Source organism: Sporosarcina ureae (assembly GCF_002109325.1).
Lineage (GTDB): Bacteria > Bacillota > Bacilli > Bacillales_A > Planococcaceae > Sporosarcina > Sporosarcina ureae_C.
The window spans coordinates 1,716,572-1,731,220 of record NZ_CP015348.1; the positions used below are offsets into that span (position 1 = coordinate 1,716,572).

At 40.2% G+C, this 14,649-nt stretch carries 12 protein-coding genes and 1 other annotated feature; of the genes, 5 read left to right on the top strand and 7 right to left on the bottom strand.

Annotated features, from left to right (window positions below; all coding sequences use genetic code 11):
* Positions 1 to 24 precede the first annotated feature (24 nt).
* Positions 25 to 244, bottom strand: a binding site (T-box leader).
* 175 nt (positions 245 to 419) lie between these two features.
* The 3 genes from SporoP32a_RS08645 to SporoP32a_RS08655 all read left to right on the top strand — a co-directional run bounded on the left by SporoP32a_RS08645 (position 420) and on the right by SporoP32a_RS08655 (position 5,277).
* A complete protein-coding gene (locus tag SporoP32a_RS08645) occupies positions 420 to 1,124 on the top strand; it encodes a pseudouridine synthase (RefSeq protein WP_085427525.1) in 705 nt (234 codons plus the stop codon).
* A 256-nt stretch (positions 1,125 to 1,380) separates the two neighbouring features.
* Positions 1,381 to 3,798, top strand: coding sequence for a bifunctional diguanylate cyclase/phosphodiesterase (locus SporoP32a_RS08650; protein ID WP_232319497.1), 2,418 nt, complete (start codon positions 1,381 to 1,383; stop codon positions 3,796 to 3,798).
* A gap of 177 nt (positions 3,799 to 3,975) precedes the next feature.
* Positions 3,976 to 5,277, top strand: a complete 1,302-nt coding sequence (locus SporoP32a_RS08655; protein WP_232319498.1) for a uracil/xanthine transporter — start codon at positions 3,976 to 3,978, stop codon at positions 5,275 to 5,277.
* Between the two features lie 27 nt (positions 5,278 to 5,304).
* On the opposite strand, the gene SporoP32a_RS08660 is transcribed toward SporoP32a_RS08655, so the two are convergent.
* The 7 genes from SporoP32a_RS08660 to SporoP32a_RS08690 form a co-directional block, all read right to left on the bottom strand.
* Complete coding sequence (locus SporoP32a_RS08660; RefSeq protein WP_085427527.1) at positions 5,305 to 5,916, bottom strand: hypothetical protein; 612 nt, start codon at positions 5,914 to 5,916, stop codon at positions 5,305 to 5,307.
* Positions 5,917 to 5,965: 49 nt separating this feature from the next.
* Entirely contained in the window at positions 5,966 to 7,537 is a 1,572-nt protein-coding gene (locus tag SporoP32a_RS08665; protein ID WP_085427528.1) for a sensor domain-containing diguanylate cyclase, read from the bottom strand.
* Positions 7,538 to 7,664: 127 nt separating this feature from the next.
* Positions 7,665 to 8,282, bottom strand: a complete 618-nt coding sequence (locus tag SporoP32a_RS08670) for an NAD(P)-dependent oxidoreductase (RefSeq protein WP_085427529.1) — start codon at positions 8,280 to 8,282, stop codon at positions 7,665 to 7,667.
* Positions 8,283 to 8,353: 71 nt separating this feature from the next.
* Positions 8,354 to 9,802, bottom strand: coding sequence for a phospholipase D family protein (locus SporoP32a_RS08675; RefSeq protein ID WP_085427530.1), 1,449 nt, complete (start codon positions 9,800 to 9,802; stop codon positions 8,354 to 8,356).
* A gap of 105 nt (positions 9,803 to 9,907) precedes the next feature.
* Positions 9,908 to 10,684 (bottom strand): ABC transporter ATP-binding protein, encoded by a 777-nt coding sequence (locus tag SporoP32a_RS08680; protein ID WP_085427531.1) that lies wholly within the window; start codon positions 10,682 to 10,684, stop codon positions 9,908 to 9,910.
* Between the two features lie 63 nt (positions 10,685 to 10,747).
* Complete coding sequence (locus SporoP32a_RS08685) at positions 10,748 to 12,433, bottom strand: BCCT family transporter (RefSeq protein ID WP_085427532.1); 1,686 nt, start codon at positions 12,431 to 12,433, stop codon at positions 10,748 to 10,750.
* A 183-nt stretch (positions 12,434 to 12,616) separates the two neighbouring features.
* Positions 12,617 to 13,864, bottom strand: coding sequence for an EAL and HDOD domain-containing protein (locus SporoP32a_RS08690; protein WP_085427533.1), 1,248 nt, complete (start codon positions 13,862 to 13,864; stop codon positions 12,617 to 12,619).
* Between the two features lie 281 nt (positions 13,865 to 14,145).
* Here SporoP32a_RS08690 and SporoP32a_RS08695 point away from each other — a divergent pair, with 281 nt between their 5' ends.
* Both SporoP32a_RS08695 and SporoP32a_RS08700 read left to right on the top strand, forming a co-directional pair.
* Entirely contained in the window at positions 14,146 to 14,361 is a 216-nt protein-coding gene (locus SporoP32a_RS08695; RefSeq protein ID WP_085427534.1) for a spore coat associated protein CotJA, read from the top strand.
* Positions 14,361 to 14,624, top strand: coding sequence for a spore coat protein CotJB (locus tag SporoP32a_RS08700; protein ID WP_085427535.1), 264 nt, complete (start codon positions 14,361 to 14,363; stop codon positions 14,622 to 14,624). The genes SporoP32a_RS08695 and SporoP32a_RS08700 overlap by 1 nt, the downstream gene beginning before the upstream one ends.
* The last annotated feature ends 25 nt before the right edge of the window (positions 14,625 to 14,649 follow it).

Genomic DNA, 14,649 nt, shown 5'->3' on the forward strand with positions numbered 1-14,649 from the left:
GCAAACAGAGCCAGTTAGCCTGTTGCAGAGGACGATTACGTAACCGCGTTGCCACCTCAAATTGAAGCACCGAAGCACTCCCACTTTATGTGTTTTCACACTGCTCTTAACGCGAGCAAACGTCTGTTTTTCATCAAAACAGCTGCCATAAGTCCATTCACGAACGCTGTGTATCAGTTCCCACCAGCCACTGACTCTCTAGGAAGCACAAGCACTCGCTACTCTTCTTATTCATATCTTTTCACTATTCTCTTCTCTACTAACTGAACTCATCTGCCGAGGACGATTCCGCTATCGAAACCTTCTGTCCCTTAGTTATTACATTTATCTTAATATGCTGAATCTTTAATGTCAACAATTTCTTATAGGAAAAATGCTATAATGAGCTTATTGTGACAAGTGTGGGGAGGAGAATCTTTATGCGAATCAATAAATTTCTAAGCGGTGCAGGTATTGTATCTAGGCGTGGCGCAGATCAGTGGATTGCTGACGGTCGCGTTAAAATCAATGGTCAGCTCGCAGAACTCGGAAGTAAAGTTGAAGCAAGTGACCAAGTGGTTGTAGATGGCAAACTGGTTCAACAAGAAGAACAACTAGTGTATATTGCACTCAATAAACCAGTAGGTATTACTAGTACGACAGAGCGCCATATTAAAGGAAATGTTGTAGACTTCATTAACCATCCACTGCGAATTTTCCATATCGGTCGATTGGACAAAGATTCAGATGGCTTACTACTATTAACGAATGACGGTGATATCGTCAATGAAATCTTGCGTGAAGAACATGGACACGATAAAGAATATATCGTCACAGTGGATAGCCCTATCACCGCTTCTTTTATCTCACAAATGGAAAGCGGTGTGAAGATTCTTGACACCGTAACGAAACCTTGCACGGTGAAGAAACTAGGACCCAAAACTTTTTCCATTATATTAACGCAAGGTCTAAATCGTCAAATCCGCAGAATGTGTGCAGCACTCGGCTATCATATTCATCGCTTGCAACGTGTACGAATATTAAATATTGAACTGGGTGATCTACCTATTGGAGAATGGCGGGAACTGACCGATTCAGAACGAAAAGAGTTATTTAGAACTCTTCATTATGAACCAAAAAGATAGAAAGACTGCGGGGCTTCACTAAGCTTCCGTAGTCTTTTTTGCTACATCAAATATCACTCAATTTCACACTTCCAATAACCTATATATATTTCTCTTAATAACTAGTTCAAAACTCTCTCATTCATGTTATAATCAGACAGATAAAGTGTATACTTCCGCCTATTAGGTATTTTTATATAATTTCACGACTCCCGGACTATTAAAACAAGGACTATTCTATTTACTATAACTACCTTAAATGAAAGGATGTGCCTTTATGCCGTTATATACTCCTAGTATTTCTCCATATCTATCTACACTCCTTGATGAGAAATTCTGCATATCCCTTATCGACTTAAGCGGTCGTCTAACTTATGTAAACCGAAACTTTTGTGAACTGACGGGTTATGACGAAGACGAATTGATCGGCAGAACGTGGGGGAAGTTGAATAGAGGAGTCTCTACTGACGAGACGCTTTATATGCTTACAGAGCACTTTATACATAATACTGTCTATCAAGAAGCTATTCAGATTTTTTCCAAGTCCGGTACAGTGCACTGGCTGGATGTCACCATTGTACCTATTTATGATACCGCTGGAAACTTAACAAATTATCTTTCACTTGATATTGATGTGACTGGATCCAAGCTCGTCTCTAACGAGTACGCTAAAACACGTACCGACTTGCAAAATTTCAAATACGCATTGGACGAATCAGCAGTAGTCGTCATCACCAATCCACAAGGCGTTATTACTTATGTCAATAACCGCTTCTGTACTCTTTCGGAGTATTCACGTAAAGAATTGATAGGCAAAACACATCGGGTAGTTAATTCAGGTACGCATCCTAAAAGTTTCTTTGCGAATATGTGGGAAACGATTCAGTCCGGTCAAGTATGGAGGGGGGTCATCCGCAATAAATCAAAGTCCGGAAATCTGTATTGGGTTCACACTACAGTCGTTCCGTTCATCGGCTCGGATGGCAAGCCTTTTCAATACATTTCCATACGCCAAGATGTAACCTCGCAGATGGAAGCAGAAAAATCACTGGAATTGGCATTAAAAAATGATTTCAGTTTAACTGTAAAAAATCTTCAAAACGCTATTTTTAAATACTCTTTTGATGAAAGTAATCAAATTAAAATTACATTACTAGAAGGAAAAGTAATTGAACAGTTAGGAATTACTGCGGATACTCTAAACCAATTCGTATCGGACAAAAAATTTAATCTGTCTACATTTAAGCGACAACTTATAGGCGCTCTACTCGGCCGCGTTGCACAGTTTGAAATTGACTACCAATCCAGAACCTTCCTCGTTTATCTCTCCCCTATTTTCGAAGGGGAAAATGTAATCGAAGTTGTGGGTACCGCTAGCGATATTACAGACCGCAAAGAAGCTGAACGTTTAGTAGAACATATGGCATTCCACGACCATCTAACCGGTTTGCCAAATAGACGATTATTAAAACAGACTGTAGAAGACCTAATCGAGACCAGAATAAACAGCCGAGAATCTTTCGCCTTGCTTTATATGGATTTAGATCGATTTAAAAACATCAATGATTCTATGGGACATTATATAGGAGATCAATTGCTAAAAGCAGTTGGCACAAGATTACAAACTCTCGTTAGACAAAATGATTTAGTTGGCCGACTCAGTGGTGATGAATTTCTTATACTGTGTTCTTCCACGACAAAACAAGGAGCACAAATGGTTGCCCAGCGAATCGTCAATGAAGTATCGAAGTCTTTCCTCATAGAAAACTTGGAGATATTTATCGCACCAAGTATCGGGATCAGCATGTTTCCCGAGGACGGTGCACGGTATGATACGCTGATCCGAAATGCAGACTCTGCTATGTATCTAGCAAAGCAATCAGGTAAGAGCACCTATCAATTTTTCACAGAAGAACTGTATAAAGATTTAATGGAACGAACATTAATTGAGATGGAATTACGTCAAGTTCTTCACAAAAAGGAATTATCTCTGCATTATCAGCCACAATTTGAATTTGATACTGGAAATATGATTGGCGTAGAAGCTTTGGTCCGTTGGCAGCATCCTTCGCGCGGAACGATATCTCCCGGACAATTCATTCCGATAGCAGAAGAAACTGGAATGATTCTCCCTATTGGTTTGTGGGTGCTTGAAACAGCTTGTAAACAAGCTAAAGAATGGCAAGACCTAGGTTATACTTCCCTGTTAATGAGTGTCAATGTTTCATTACGTCAGTTTAAAAGTATTAGTTTTGTGACGGATGTCAAAGATACACTTCATAAAACTGGTCTGCAAGCCCGCTATTTGAATATCGAAATAACGGAAAGCATGACTTCTGACGTGGACTATTGCCAAAACATATTACAAGAGCTGCGAGATATCGGTATTAAGATTAGTATCGATGATTTCGGCACAGGCTATTCTTCGTTAAGTTATTTATCCAGGTTCCCTTTAACTCATCTGAAGATTGATCAATCGTTTATACGAGAGCTAAGTACCAATTCAGTAATCGTGAAAGCTATTATCGACTTGGCTAAGAACTTGCACTTACGCGTGATTGCTGAAGGAGTAGAAACTTACGAGCAAGCTGAGTTCCTCAAGACACTCAACTGTGATGAAGCGCAAGGTTTCTTATATTCTAGACCCGTGCCTTCTGACGAACTATTACTGTTATTAAAAGATATACAATCATAGTATGAGCCGGCAGACTTTCATCTGCCGGCTCTTTTTATTGCGGAAAATGATATCTTAATCCTTTTCCATCAGGTAATTGTAGGAAATATTATTCAATCAATTAGTTTTATGCTATAGTTTTCTTTATATTTCAATTTTTCTTTATACATAGACAAGTATTTACAGGGAGAGATGAGAATGGGCACTAATCAAATGCGGTACTCCATTACCGCATTGGCAGGATTTCAATGGCTGTTCTTTATGTTCGCTAATACAGTTGTAATTCCGATCTCAGTCGGTACTGCTTTTGAGCTTGAGCAGATTGAAATCGTTTCGGCAATACAACGTTCCTTTATTTTTACAGGACTTGCTTGTTTACTGCAAGGAGCATTTGGACACCGCTTGGCGCTGTTGGAAGGTCAGTCAGGTTTATGGTGGGGTGTCGTGCTCAGCTTGGCAGGTACTGCAAGCGCTATGGGTTTAAGTTTAACGACTGTTGGAGGTAGTATTGCAGTTGGCGCCATGATTTCTGGTGTATTGGTAGCTATTCTCGGGACGCTTGGCATGGGAGAAATCCTCAAAAAGTGGTTCACGCCCACTGTGATGTTCGTATTTCTATTGCTGCTTGCCAATCAATTGATCACGATCTTCCTAAAAGGAATGATTGGTCTAAATGATGGAGAATTTATCAGCCTGTCAACGACCCTATTTTCATTTGCTCTAGCAGGTCTGACGATTCTAGTTCATGTGAAAGGAAAAGGAATCATCAGCAGCTTGAATTTACTTATTGGTATGACAGTCGGATGGATCGGTGCCACACTGATTTTCCCACAAGAAGCTACTGAAACGATCAAAGCCACTCCATTTATACAATGGTTTCCTTGGGGTGAGCCTACACTGGAAATCGGTATCGTTATTACGGTGGTGATTACGGGCTTGTTGAACACGACCAATACAATTGCCACACTAAAAGGTGCTGAGGATATATATGAAAAAGAAACTACTAAGAGACAGTATAAAACTTCCTTCTTCATCACCGGAGTATTAAATATTGGAGCAGGGGCATTAGGTCTCGTACCATATGCGCCTTACGCTTCATCCATCGGCTTTCTACAATCTACTGGAATAAAAGACAGAGCTCCATTTTTCATCGGCTCTATACTGTTCATTATCCTTGGACTGGTACCGCCACTCAGTGCCTTTTTCTCTACTATCCCACAAAGTGTAGGAAACACAGTATTATTTGTGGCCTATTTACAGCTATTCCGTTCGGCTTTGCGTAATGTGGAAGGTTTAACGTTCGAGCCTAAAAACATTTATCGTGTCGCATTGCCTGCGCTTCTCGGGTTGTCAATCATGACATTGCCAGCTGCAGTGTTTTCTTCCCTTCCAGAACTATTACAACCACTTCTTTCTAGTGGGTTGCTAGTAGGTATCTTGGCAGCACTCGTGATGGAGTTAATCTTCTGGATTGGTCAACGGTTCAGTCATGTTATATGAATATGCAAACAGCCCTCATCTCATGGATTAGGGCTGTTTGTATGTATACACTAAGAAGCGCTCGGCTTTATCATGAAGTTGCAAATGTGTAATAGGTATCTCTGCTATTTTCTCGAATGACTGATGGCGATGAAGGAAATAGACGTACTCATCAGTCGGATAATATAAAATGATTTCTAAGACACGTGGTGAGTATTCTGCTGATTTTAGAATTCGCTGAACTACAGAGCGAAATATATCAAGAGAGAATGGATTAAAGAAGTAGAACGTTACAGCTTCTGCCGGAATGATATAGTTCTCCGCTATACAGCATTCAAATGTAATGGAACCAGGTCTCTTAGGAAACGCTTGTCGATACTCCATTAAGTTGGTCATGGCATCCCGGTGTAACACACTATTCATTTCAATACCTATCGTATCTAAGCAAAAAAGATGATTCACATAGAATGGGACTCTTCCTTTTCCGCATCCAAAGTCGATCAAACTCCCGTCTTTCAGCAAATCATGGTGGGTAAATAAATAATCTAGCATCTCGTAAGGCGTCGCTTCATAACGATTATAATGTGACGATTGATGAATCCACTCACGAACGCCAAGTGTTTTGATGTGCAAGCGTTTATCCATGGACTGCTCTAGCATTTCTCTATCCCCTCTCCTATGAGTACGCATCCAAGAAAACCTCGGCATATTACTCATGCCGAGGTTCATCGGAAACGACGATGGTCTTATTGCGTCCTGTACGTTTGGCTTCATACAGACTTTGATCCGCCAACTCGATAAGCCGCGCTGGATGATTTGCATGCAGCGGATAGGCAGCGACCCCCGCTGACATCGTGATCACTTCACCACAAGGACTGATCGTGTCCTCCAGTTTTTCACGAAGCCGTTCTGCTGTCAAATAAGCAGTCACCTTATCTGCTTTCGGTAAAAGAATGACGAATTCTTCACCTCCGTAGCGACAGCAAATGTCTTGTTCGCGAACCGTTCGTTGCATTAAGTCAGCTAAATAAATCAATACCTCGTCACCAACTGAATGACCATAACGATCATTGACACGCTTAAACTTATCTATATCTAAAATAATGAAAGCGAATGGTATTTCATCAGCTACCCATTGTGACATAAGACTATTCATGGTTCGACGATTGGTCAACTTCGTCAGTGGATCTGTTGTTGATTCATGTATAAAATAGTTTATCTCTTTTTTAAAGTAATCTAAACTATTTAACACGGCTCCTTTTAACTGCCTTGCTTCATAGTACCAATCCGAGATACTTTCCATTTTTTCTTTTTGATCTGATTCTATACTGCTTTCGGTATAATATGCTAACCTCTGAAGCGGCAGGGCGATCTTTCTAGAAAAGTATCTAACGAGTAAGAACGATAGTAGTAGTAATGGCAAAGACTTAAATGCCATCTCTAACACCATATCTCTGGCAGGAGCGACGGAAACATCCAATGGTCTTTGTGATACGATTCCCCAATTAGCAATTGGTATATATGCATATCCTGCCAACATCGGAATCCCTTTTGTGTTGATCAATTCCAAAAAACCACTATTTCCGCTACTTACCTTTTGAACAACAATATTACTGGAGACATTATCTTTTAAGCGTTCTTCAAGCTGATGATAAATCAATTTACCTTCCGTATCCACCACATATACATAGGAGCCATCATCATAGAAATGATCCCCCAGAATTTGTTCTAGCACGTTCGGCTTATGTAGGTATATAGCACCTCCCAAAAACCCTTTATACTCCTGATTGACTATTAAAGGGACACTGATAAAAACGATTAGTTCACCAGTGATTCCTACGTAAGGTGGAGATATAGTAGGTTTTTTTTCTTTAATAGCTTGTTGCGCACCGAATGAAGTTAACTTTTTTCCAAGTAGGTCTAGACTTGGTGGCGATACACCGAGTACAACACCTTCATCAGAAGAAACAGCAACTGAATTGAATGTACTTGTCTGCTGCCTGATACGCTCTGCTATTTGATTCAACTGAGGTTGTGCTTTTGAATCTTCTAGAAGAGGTAGTACTTCTACCGCATTCGTTTCAAGTGTTTTTAACGTATCACGCAAAAAGGCATCAGTAGTAGATGACAACTTCTTGGCATATGCATAGTTCGTTTCCAAGGTCGAGTCTATCAAGGTTTGCTTGTTTACACGATAGCCAACCGTAGTACTAGTCAGAAACGTTAAAACGATAGCCAAGGTTGCTACGACTTGAATTAAACTTTTCAAGGACCATCTCATCTATCTTCTAATCCCCTTTCCTCTATGATACTATTATATCATAAAGGTAGGAAAAGGTAATGAGGTATTTTAATTCAAAACGTACAAAGTACTAAGCATTTGAACATAATATACTATATAAAAAACGTTAGTATGAGATCCCGACTCTATATCCTATATTTTCGCCCTTACATAATTCATCATAAGCAAATGCAGCTGTATCTCCAGTAGAGATCTTCGCTCCATCTATAGGCAAGTAGTCTCTTTCTGTTCGATAAGTCCCAACCGCCTCTCCGTCAGGTAAATAGGTAGGACAAACTATTGTCCAATCCAAGCCTGAATTTTGCAGCATAGTGAATACTTTATGATGCTCTTCTGCTGCAAATGTCAATTTGCGATGAGATTCATTCGATTGATAGCGTAACTTCGACGGTTCTGTTCTACTTTCCAATATACCCGCTGTACCAATCGTGACAATTCTTAGGATTCGATGTTCTTGCATTCCCTCAATAATAGCAGGTATTGCTTCTGTAAGCGTTGTTGTTTTATCAGTGCCGAGAGCACTCACGACTGCTTCAGCACCCATCAACGCATTTTTCACTGCAGTAGAATCACGTACGTCACCTTTAATAATAGTGAGGTTTTCTTGCGCTTCACATTTCTCTGGCGACCGAACAAATACCGTTACCTCATGACCGTCTGCTAATGCATGACGGACTATTTCGCTACCCGTACGTCCTGTTGCTCCAAAAACGACTATTTTCATTTATTATTCCTCCCGCTTCTTTCAAGCATCTACTTTATTCAAGCTGTTACTTGATTTCTATCACATGACACTTAATACGTTGTCAGCTTCACCCAACGCTGCAATGCATAAATTCCGCGCTGGAAAAACGTCAGGCTGTCTTGATATTCTTCTACATCCAGAGTATATAATGCATCTTCGTTATTCCATATTCGATCGAAATATTCATTAATTTCGTCTGTTAACTCGCTGTCAGTCGGCGCTATAATGCGGAGATTTGCTTCTAAGTTATAATCTCTTAGCGTGCGCTCTGTTATATTGGAAGATCCATTTGTAATGTACGTCTTGTCCGCGGTCTGTACAGTTACTAACTTCGTATGGTATTGACCAATTACGGTATTATACCAACGCACCTTAATTTTATCATCTGTATTTTCCCTGATTTCCTGTACTACTGGGCGATTGGGTAATCCTGATTTTTTACTACCAAATGAATTTTCATTCGGATCCAAGACGATCTCTACATGAACACCACGATTGGCTGCTTCTTCTAACGGTCGGATCACTTCCTGCTCCGAAAGATAAAACATACCCATCCGAATCAGATCTCCTTTTTTCGCCTTTTCGATATCACTAACTAAAGCATCTAGTACTTTACTTTCCGTTACGTACTGAACTTGATAGGGTCCTTTTTGTTCTTCCGCTTTGATTCGCGGTAATTTTCCGCCCGACGAATACTGAAGCACAGCTTCCTCAGATTCCAATATATCATTCTGCACTGGTCCCTTTACTTTAAATGCCACATTGCCATGGCGACCACTTGCTGCGTGCGGATTGGATGAAGTCACCAATGCAGCTTGTTCAGTCACCAGTGTTTTACGATGATTCGCTTTTACGTTTAGCAATTTCAGATAAGAAGAAAACTTCACATCTGGTGCATCACTGGCTAAGAAATTAGGGAAATGATTGCCTCCCTTAAAATCAAACCATTGAAGGAAGATACGATATACACCCGAGTATAAGGGCATAGAATCACGTAACGGTTCCAAATCTGTGTACACTACTTGAACCCCTGCTTCTTCAAGCGCTTTAAACCACTCGGATTCATACGATTCATAGCCGGTATTTACCGGATCTGTTATGTAAACGATGGGCATGTCGGGGAACTCTTCCTTCTTCTTTACGAGAACGTCTGTTAGTTGATCAGCTATTTGAGGAAAGTCTTCTTTCTCATCATAGTAGTCATCCATTAAAAAGAAATCGAGGACAACAAACTCTTGCGCATCTTTAATCATTTCAAATACTTCATTAAAAATACGGAGTTCTGATTTATAATGATCTTTCTCTTTCGTTTTTGAATATGTCAAATCATAAATGAACTCTACTTCTTCTACTTGATGCAAATCTCCTTTGTAGGAGATACCAGGTGGTAATGGTTTATATGTTTGCCATAGCATGACGCCTGCATATAATAATGCAAAAAACAAAAGTACATAAGACGCTATACGTTTCTTTGTCCACTTGCGTTCCACTTTCTTCATAAGAGCCCACCCCCTTTTTTACTTGCTATGTACACTACGATTCAAGCTCGTTACTCTTACTTAACATCCCCTCTTCTTTTTGCTATAAACAACAATACGGTCCTATTATTTTATCGATAGATAAGGTCTTTCAGCGCGCCACTCGATCGTTACAGGAACTTGATACGTCTCTGATAGGAGTTCATCTGTCAATACTTCTTTTTTAGGACCGCTTGCAACGATCTTTCCTTCCTTTACCAATAGAGCATGAGTAATTTCAGGAACGAGTTCTTCAATATGATGCGTGACATAAATGAGGTGAACATTATTCTTCGTGGCAATTTTAAGTGCTTCAAGAAATTGTTCTCTCGCCAAGATATCCAGGCCGGAACACGGCTCATCTAAAATTAATAAATCAGGCTCTCCCATTAATGCGCGAGCGATTAACACTCGACGCTTTTCCCCTTCAGACAGCAGTCTAAATTTCTTTCCTTTTACATGTTCCAATCTAAATTCTTGTACTAGGTAACTCGCTCGTACCCAGTCTTCATCCATGATTTTATCGTAAATACCGAAGCTTGCGAATTTACCACTGATCACAATCCGCTCAATTGATTCATTCCAGAAATAGTCCGAGAACTTCTCTAGGGAACTACTGACGAAGCCAATCTTTTTGCGTAATTCAGGTAAGTAGGCATTACCAAAGCGCTTACCCAGTACTTCCACTTCACCACCAGACGGAATTTCATATGTAGAAATAATAGATAATAATGAAGTCTTACCGGAACCATTTAGCCCAAGCATTCCCCATTGCTGTCCCTGTTCTATCTCCCAACTTACGTCTTGCAGTATTTGATGATCCCCTCTTATAAACTGAACGTCTTCTACTTTTACAATTGCCATATACATTGCCCCTCCTGCGGTAAAAGACCGGTTCGTGCAAAAGCAACGAACCGGTCCCTTCTATTATTCATTCTTTTCTTTCTCAACTTCAAGATACTTCTTTTTCTCAAGTTCTTGATACTTTCTATCGTTCTTTTCTTTTATCTTTTTTGCCTTTTCAGCTTCTCTGCGTGCTTTCTTCTCTTTTTCACTTTCTTTGCGTTTGCGTCTCTTCTTGACTTCGCCTTCTACGTGCTCAAATTGACGTATATCTGTCGGTCTGACAGTAATCGGTTCTTTGGTCAGTAGTTTTGCTAGAGAGAAGATTAATAATAATAGAAGTAATGTAAACGGCAAGGCGGATACAAGTGATGCTGATTGCAAAGCTTCTAATCCACCTGCTGATAACAATACAGCTGCAATAGCAGTCATAAGGAATCCCCAGACGAATTTAACAACCAATGGAGGGAACAAACTGCCACGCGTTGTCATACTAGCTAAAATATACGTAGCTGAGTCGGCAGACGTAATCAGGAATGTAAAGATCAATACGATAGCGAGGAACGATACAAGACCGGTCATCGGTAAGTGTTGAAGCGTCGCAAAAATTGCAGACGTAACATCTTTGTCTACTTCTTCTGCAATCTGTGTGCCATTGCGTAAGTCACTGTATAAGGCAGTTCCTCCAAGTGTTGCAATCCACATACAAGAAAATGCTGGTGGAATAACCATGACCCCCATGATGAACTCACGGATTGTCCGGCCCTTGGAGACGCGCGCAACAAATGCACCTACGAACGGAGACCATGCAATTGTCCAAGCCCAGTAGAATATCGTCCAGTCCTTCACCCATGTACCACCCTGATACGGTTGCAGACGCAAGCTGTACGTAATGAAGTTATTGATATAATCTCCTATAGCTAGTGTAAAGGTTTCTAGTATAAATACTTTCGGTCCTACTATAAAGAAAAATAACAATAATGCAATCGCCATACCTAAGTTGAAGTTTCCTAAGTACGCGATTCCTTTACTTAAGCCGGATGAAGCAGAGGTCATATACGCAACGAATACTACTGCAATAATGATTAGTTGAATGGTGAATGTACTCTTAATGTTAAATACATATTCCAATCCCCCACTCATTTGTAGGACACCCATACCTAGTGAAGTAGCAATACCCATGACAGTTGCTACTACCGCAAATGAATCAATACCTGTCTTCACGTGACGGTTACTACCTATTAAGGGCTCGAGTGCGGTTGAAATTAAACCGTCCTTTTTCTTCCGGAACTGTAGGAAGCCAATGACCAAACCTACAATACCAAAAATAGCCCATTGTGAAATGCCCCAGTGGAAGAAAGAATACCCCATCGCTATACGAGCAGCTTCTTCTGTCTGCGCTTCAACGCCTGCCATAGGAGACTTGAAGTAGTGACTCATTGGTTCCGCCACGCCCCAGAATACCAATCCTACACCGAACCCAGCAGAGAACAGCATGCCAATCCATGTGAAGAATGGATACTCTGGACGTTCCGTGTCGCCACCCAAGCGGATTGCGCCAAATTTACTGATTGCCAATCCTACCAAAAACACGATAATGATAAATACTGTTAGTAAGTAAAACCAACCAAAATTATCTGTTGTGAAATGATAAAGTCTTTCAGATGCTTTTCCGAATGATTCAGGTATAACCGTTCCTAATACAACAAGCACAAAAATAAATATGGCGGAAATTGAGAACACGGGATTTTTCCAGAATTTTTTATCCACTACTATCGACTCCTAGTGTTCATTTGGTAACTCTCTTACTACACTCCATACCCTAATTTCACGAGATATAACGTATTTCCGTTTATACATATTACAGAAAAGAAAGTTTCTGAACAGATTATAACTGTATATACTACACATCAAAAAAGGCATCTTCAAGAGAAAATGCCTTTTCGTATGTATTCAACTCAAGTCTTCCTCTATTCCATGTGACCAGCGCATGGCTTGAAGGTAGATCTCACTTAACACTTTCTTTGGGATCGACAGCTCAGCAGATAACCGTTCTACGGTTTCCCAGTCAAAACATTCTACAGCTTTAACCAATTGTAGATAAGAAGACATTTCAGTCTGTTTTCCATTTAACGTGGCAATAATGACGTCCGATAGTGATAGCAACGGCAATATGTCTTCCCATTTCCGACGCATTACCGCATCGATCAATGAAAACATGCCTGTGAGAAAGTATTCATCCTTATTTGGTTTTCTATTATACTTCGCCAACTGTTCACATGTTCTTGCACGACGAAGTGATAATTCAACGAGCACTTTCACACGACCATCCTGTTGCTCTACACCTAAGTCATGCAACATCAGAACCTGCAACCACTTCTTTGTACCGTTTAAGCCAATCAACATAATCGCTTGCTTAATCGAGCTGATTTGCCGTGGAATATCGAAGGCTAGTGAATTAATAAAACGCAATAGTTTATAGGAGATCGAAACGTCACGCATAATCAGATCGCAGAGTTGATTAATGGATTGAGTATCCTTACGGAAATAATCAATAATCTGTAAGTGCACTAGCGTATTAGGTGGAATATCTGCACTTTTAATAATTTCTGGTTTCGCAAAGAAATAACCTTGAAACAAATCATATCCACTTCTTAATGCAAGTTGATAATCCGCTTCCGTTTCTACTTTTTCTGCTAGTAAAATCAGCTTTGGATATTTCCGTAAAAATGTAGCAATACGATTTTTCTGAACTACACTCGTCAGCATGAAATCCACTTTGACAATATCTACCAGCTCAAATAACTGGGAGTACATCAAGTACTGGTCTTGTAAAATAAAATCATCAAGCGCTAACGTGAAACCCGCTTCTTTAAACATGCGTAAACGATGTAACAGGGCAGGAGTGATTTCCACGTCTTCCAGAATCTCTATAACGACTTGATTGGGATCTAAACTCATAAATAAATCCTGCGCCAATAGCTCGCCTGAGAAGTTAATGAATGAACGAACACCACTCGTTACTTGATCAATTCCTACAGAGAGGAATGTATTGACCAACAAACTAATTGTAGCCTGTTCGGGGTTAATATCAGGAAAGAAGTTCTCTTCGCTATTTCGATACAATAATTCGTATGCGTATATATTACCTGATCGATCAAATATCGGTTGTCTACCGATAAAGATGGAGTAATCATCCATTTAGTTCATCTCCACGTTTCATTTAAATATCTCACTTCATTTGTATTCATTCCACAGCACTAGGCATTTAAAGTAATTTACTAGTCATTTTAGCCGTCTAATTCTTTACTCCCTCCATTGTACTGGATTTCAATGTATTTATAAATATGTTAATTACATATAACTATTGCGCGACATGAGTTTTTGACTACTAAGGTTCATCTGGTCGTTGCACAGAGTGATGTTGTTTAGTCATACGACATGAGAAAGTTACATATCTTGCGTAGAGGAGTTGATAACGAATGGATTATACGTTCACAGGCAGTTATGAACCGTATATTTCTCCATGGGATCCGTGTCCACCTGTCAAAGTCAAAACGTTTTCCTTACCGCCTCAACTATTTATGAATTTCCAGCCCGCTTCACTTCCACAATTCTCACCTGCTGAAGCTTTACAACACGGGTCGCTGTGGCCGGCACTAGTCGATGGCTATTCAAAAAGGGAGGGGATCTCCTGATGGATGCGACTGAGCGAAGAGACATGTTGAAGAATGTGCAGCAAGCCGATTTTGTAGTAGTCGAACTGACACTCTATACCAACACGCACCCTGAAGATCAAGAAGCTCTTACGCAATGGAGACTTGCTATTAAAGAAGCGGCTAGGTTACGAAAATTGTATGAAAAGCGTTTCGGACCGCTTTCGCTGCATTCCATACCGTCGGAACAAGCAATTGATACAGGTTGGCGTTGGAACCAAGCACCTTGGCCATGGCAAATGTAGTCTTAAATACACACTAGGTTACTGG

Bases quoted from the DNA above. Each gene is read 5' to 3' on its own strand.
- SporoP32a_RS08655 (WP_232319498.1), top strand. From the start codon at position 3,976: ATGGGCACTAATCAAATGCGGTACTCCATTACCGCATTGGCAGGATTT.
- SporoP32a_RS08675 (WP_085427530.1), bottom strand. From the start codon at position 9,802: ATGAAGAAAGTGGAACGCAAGTGGACAAAGAAACGTATAGCGTCTTAT.
- SporoP32a_RS08680 (WP_085427531.1), bottom strand. From the start codon at position 10,684: ATGGCAATTGTAAAAGTAGAAGACGTTCAGTTTATAAGAGGGGATCAT.
- SporoP32a_RS08670 (WP_085427529.1), bottom strand. From the start codon at position 8,282: ATGAAAATAGTCGTTTTTGGAGCAACAGGACGTACGGGTAGCGAAATA.
- SporoP32a_RS08645 (WP_085427525.1), top strand. From the start codon at position 420: ATGCGAATCAATAAATTTCTAAGCGGTGCAGGTATTGTATCTAGGCGT.
- SporoP32a_RS08695 (WP_085427534.1), top strand. From the start codon at position 14,146: ATGGATTATACGTTCACAGGCAGTTATGAACCGTATATTTCTCCATGG.
- SporoP32a_RS08690 (WP_085427533.1), bottom strand. From the start codon at position 13,864: ATGGATGATTACTCCATCTTTATCGGTAGACAACCGATATTTGATCGA.
- SporoP32a_RS08660 (WP_085427527.1), bottom strand. From the start codon at position 5,916: ATGCTAGAGCAGTCCATGGATAAACGCTTGCACATCAAAACACTTGGC.
- SporoP32a_RS08700 (WP_085427535.1), top strand. From the start codon at position 14,361: ATGGATGCGACTGAGCGAAGAGACATGTTGAAGAATGTGCAGCAAGCC.
- SporoP32a_RS08650 (WP_232319497.1), top strand. From the start codon at position 1,381: ATGCCGTTATATACTCCTAGTATTTCTCCATATCTATCTACACTCCTT.
- SporoP32a_RS08665 (WP_085427528.1), bottom strand. From the start codon at position 7,537: ATGAGATGGTCCTTGAAAAGTTTAATTCAAGTCGTAGCAACCTTGGCT.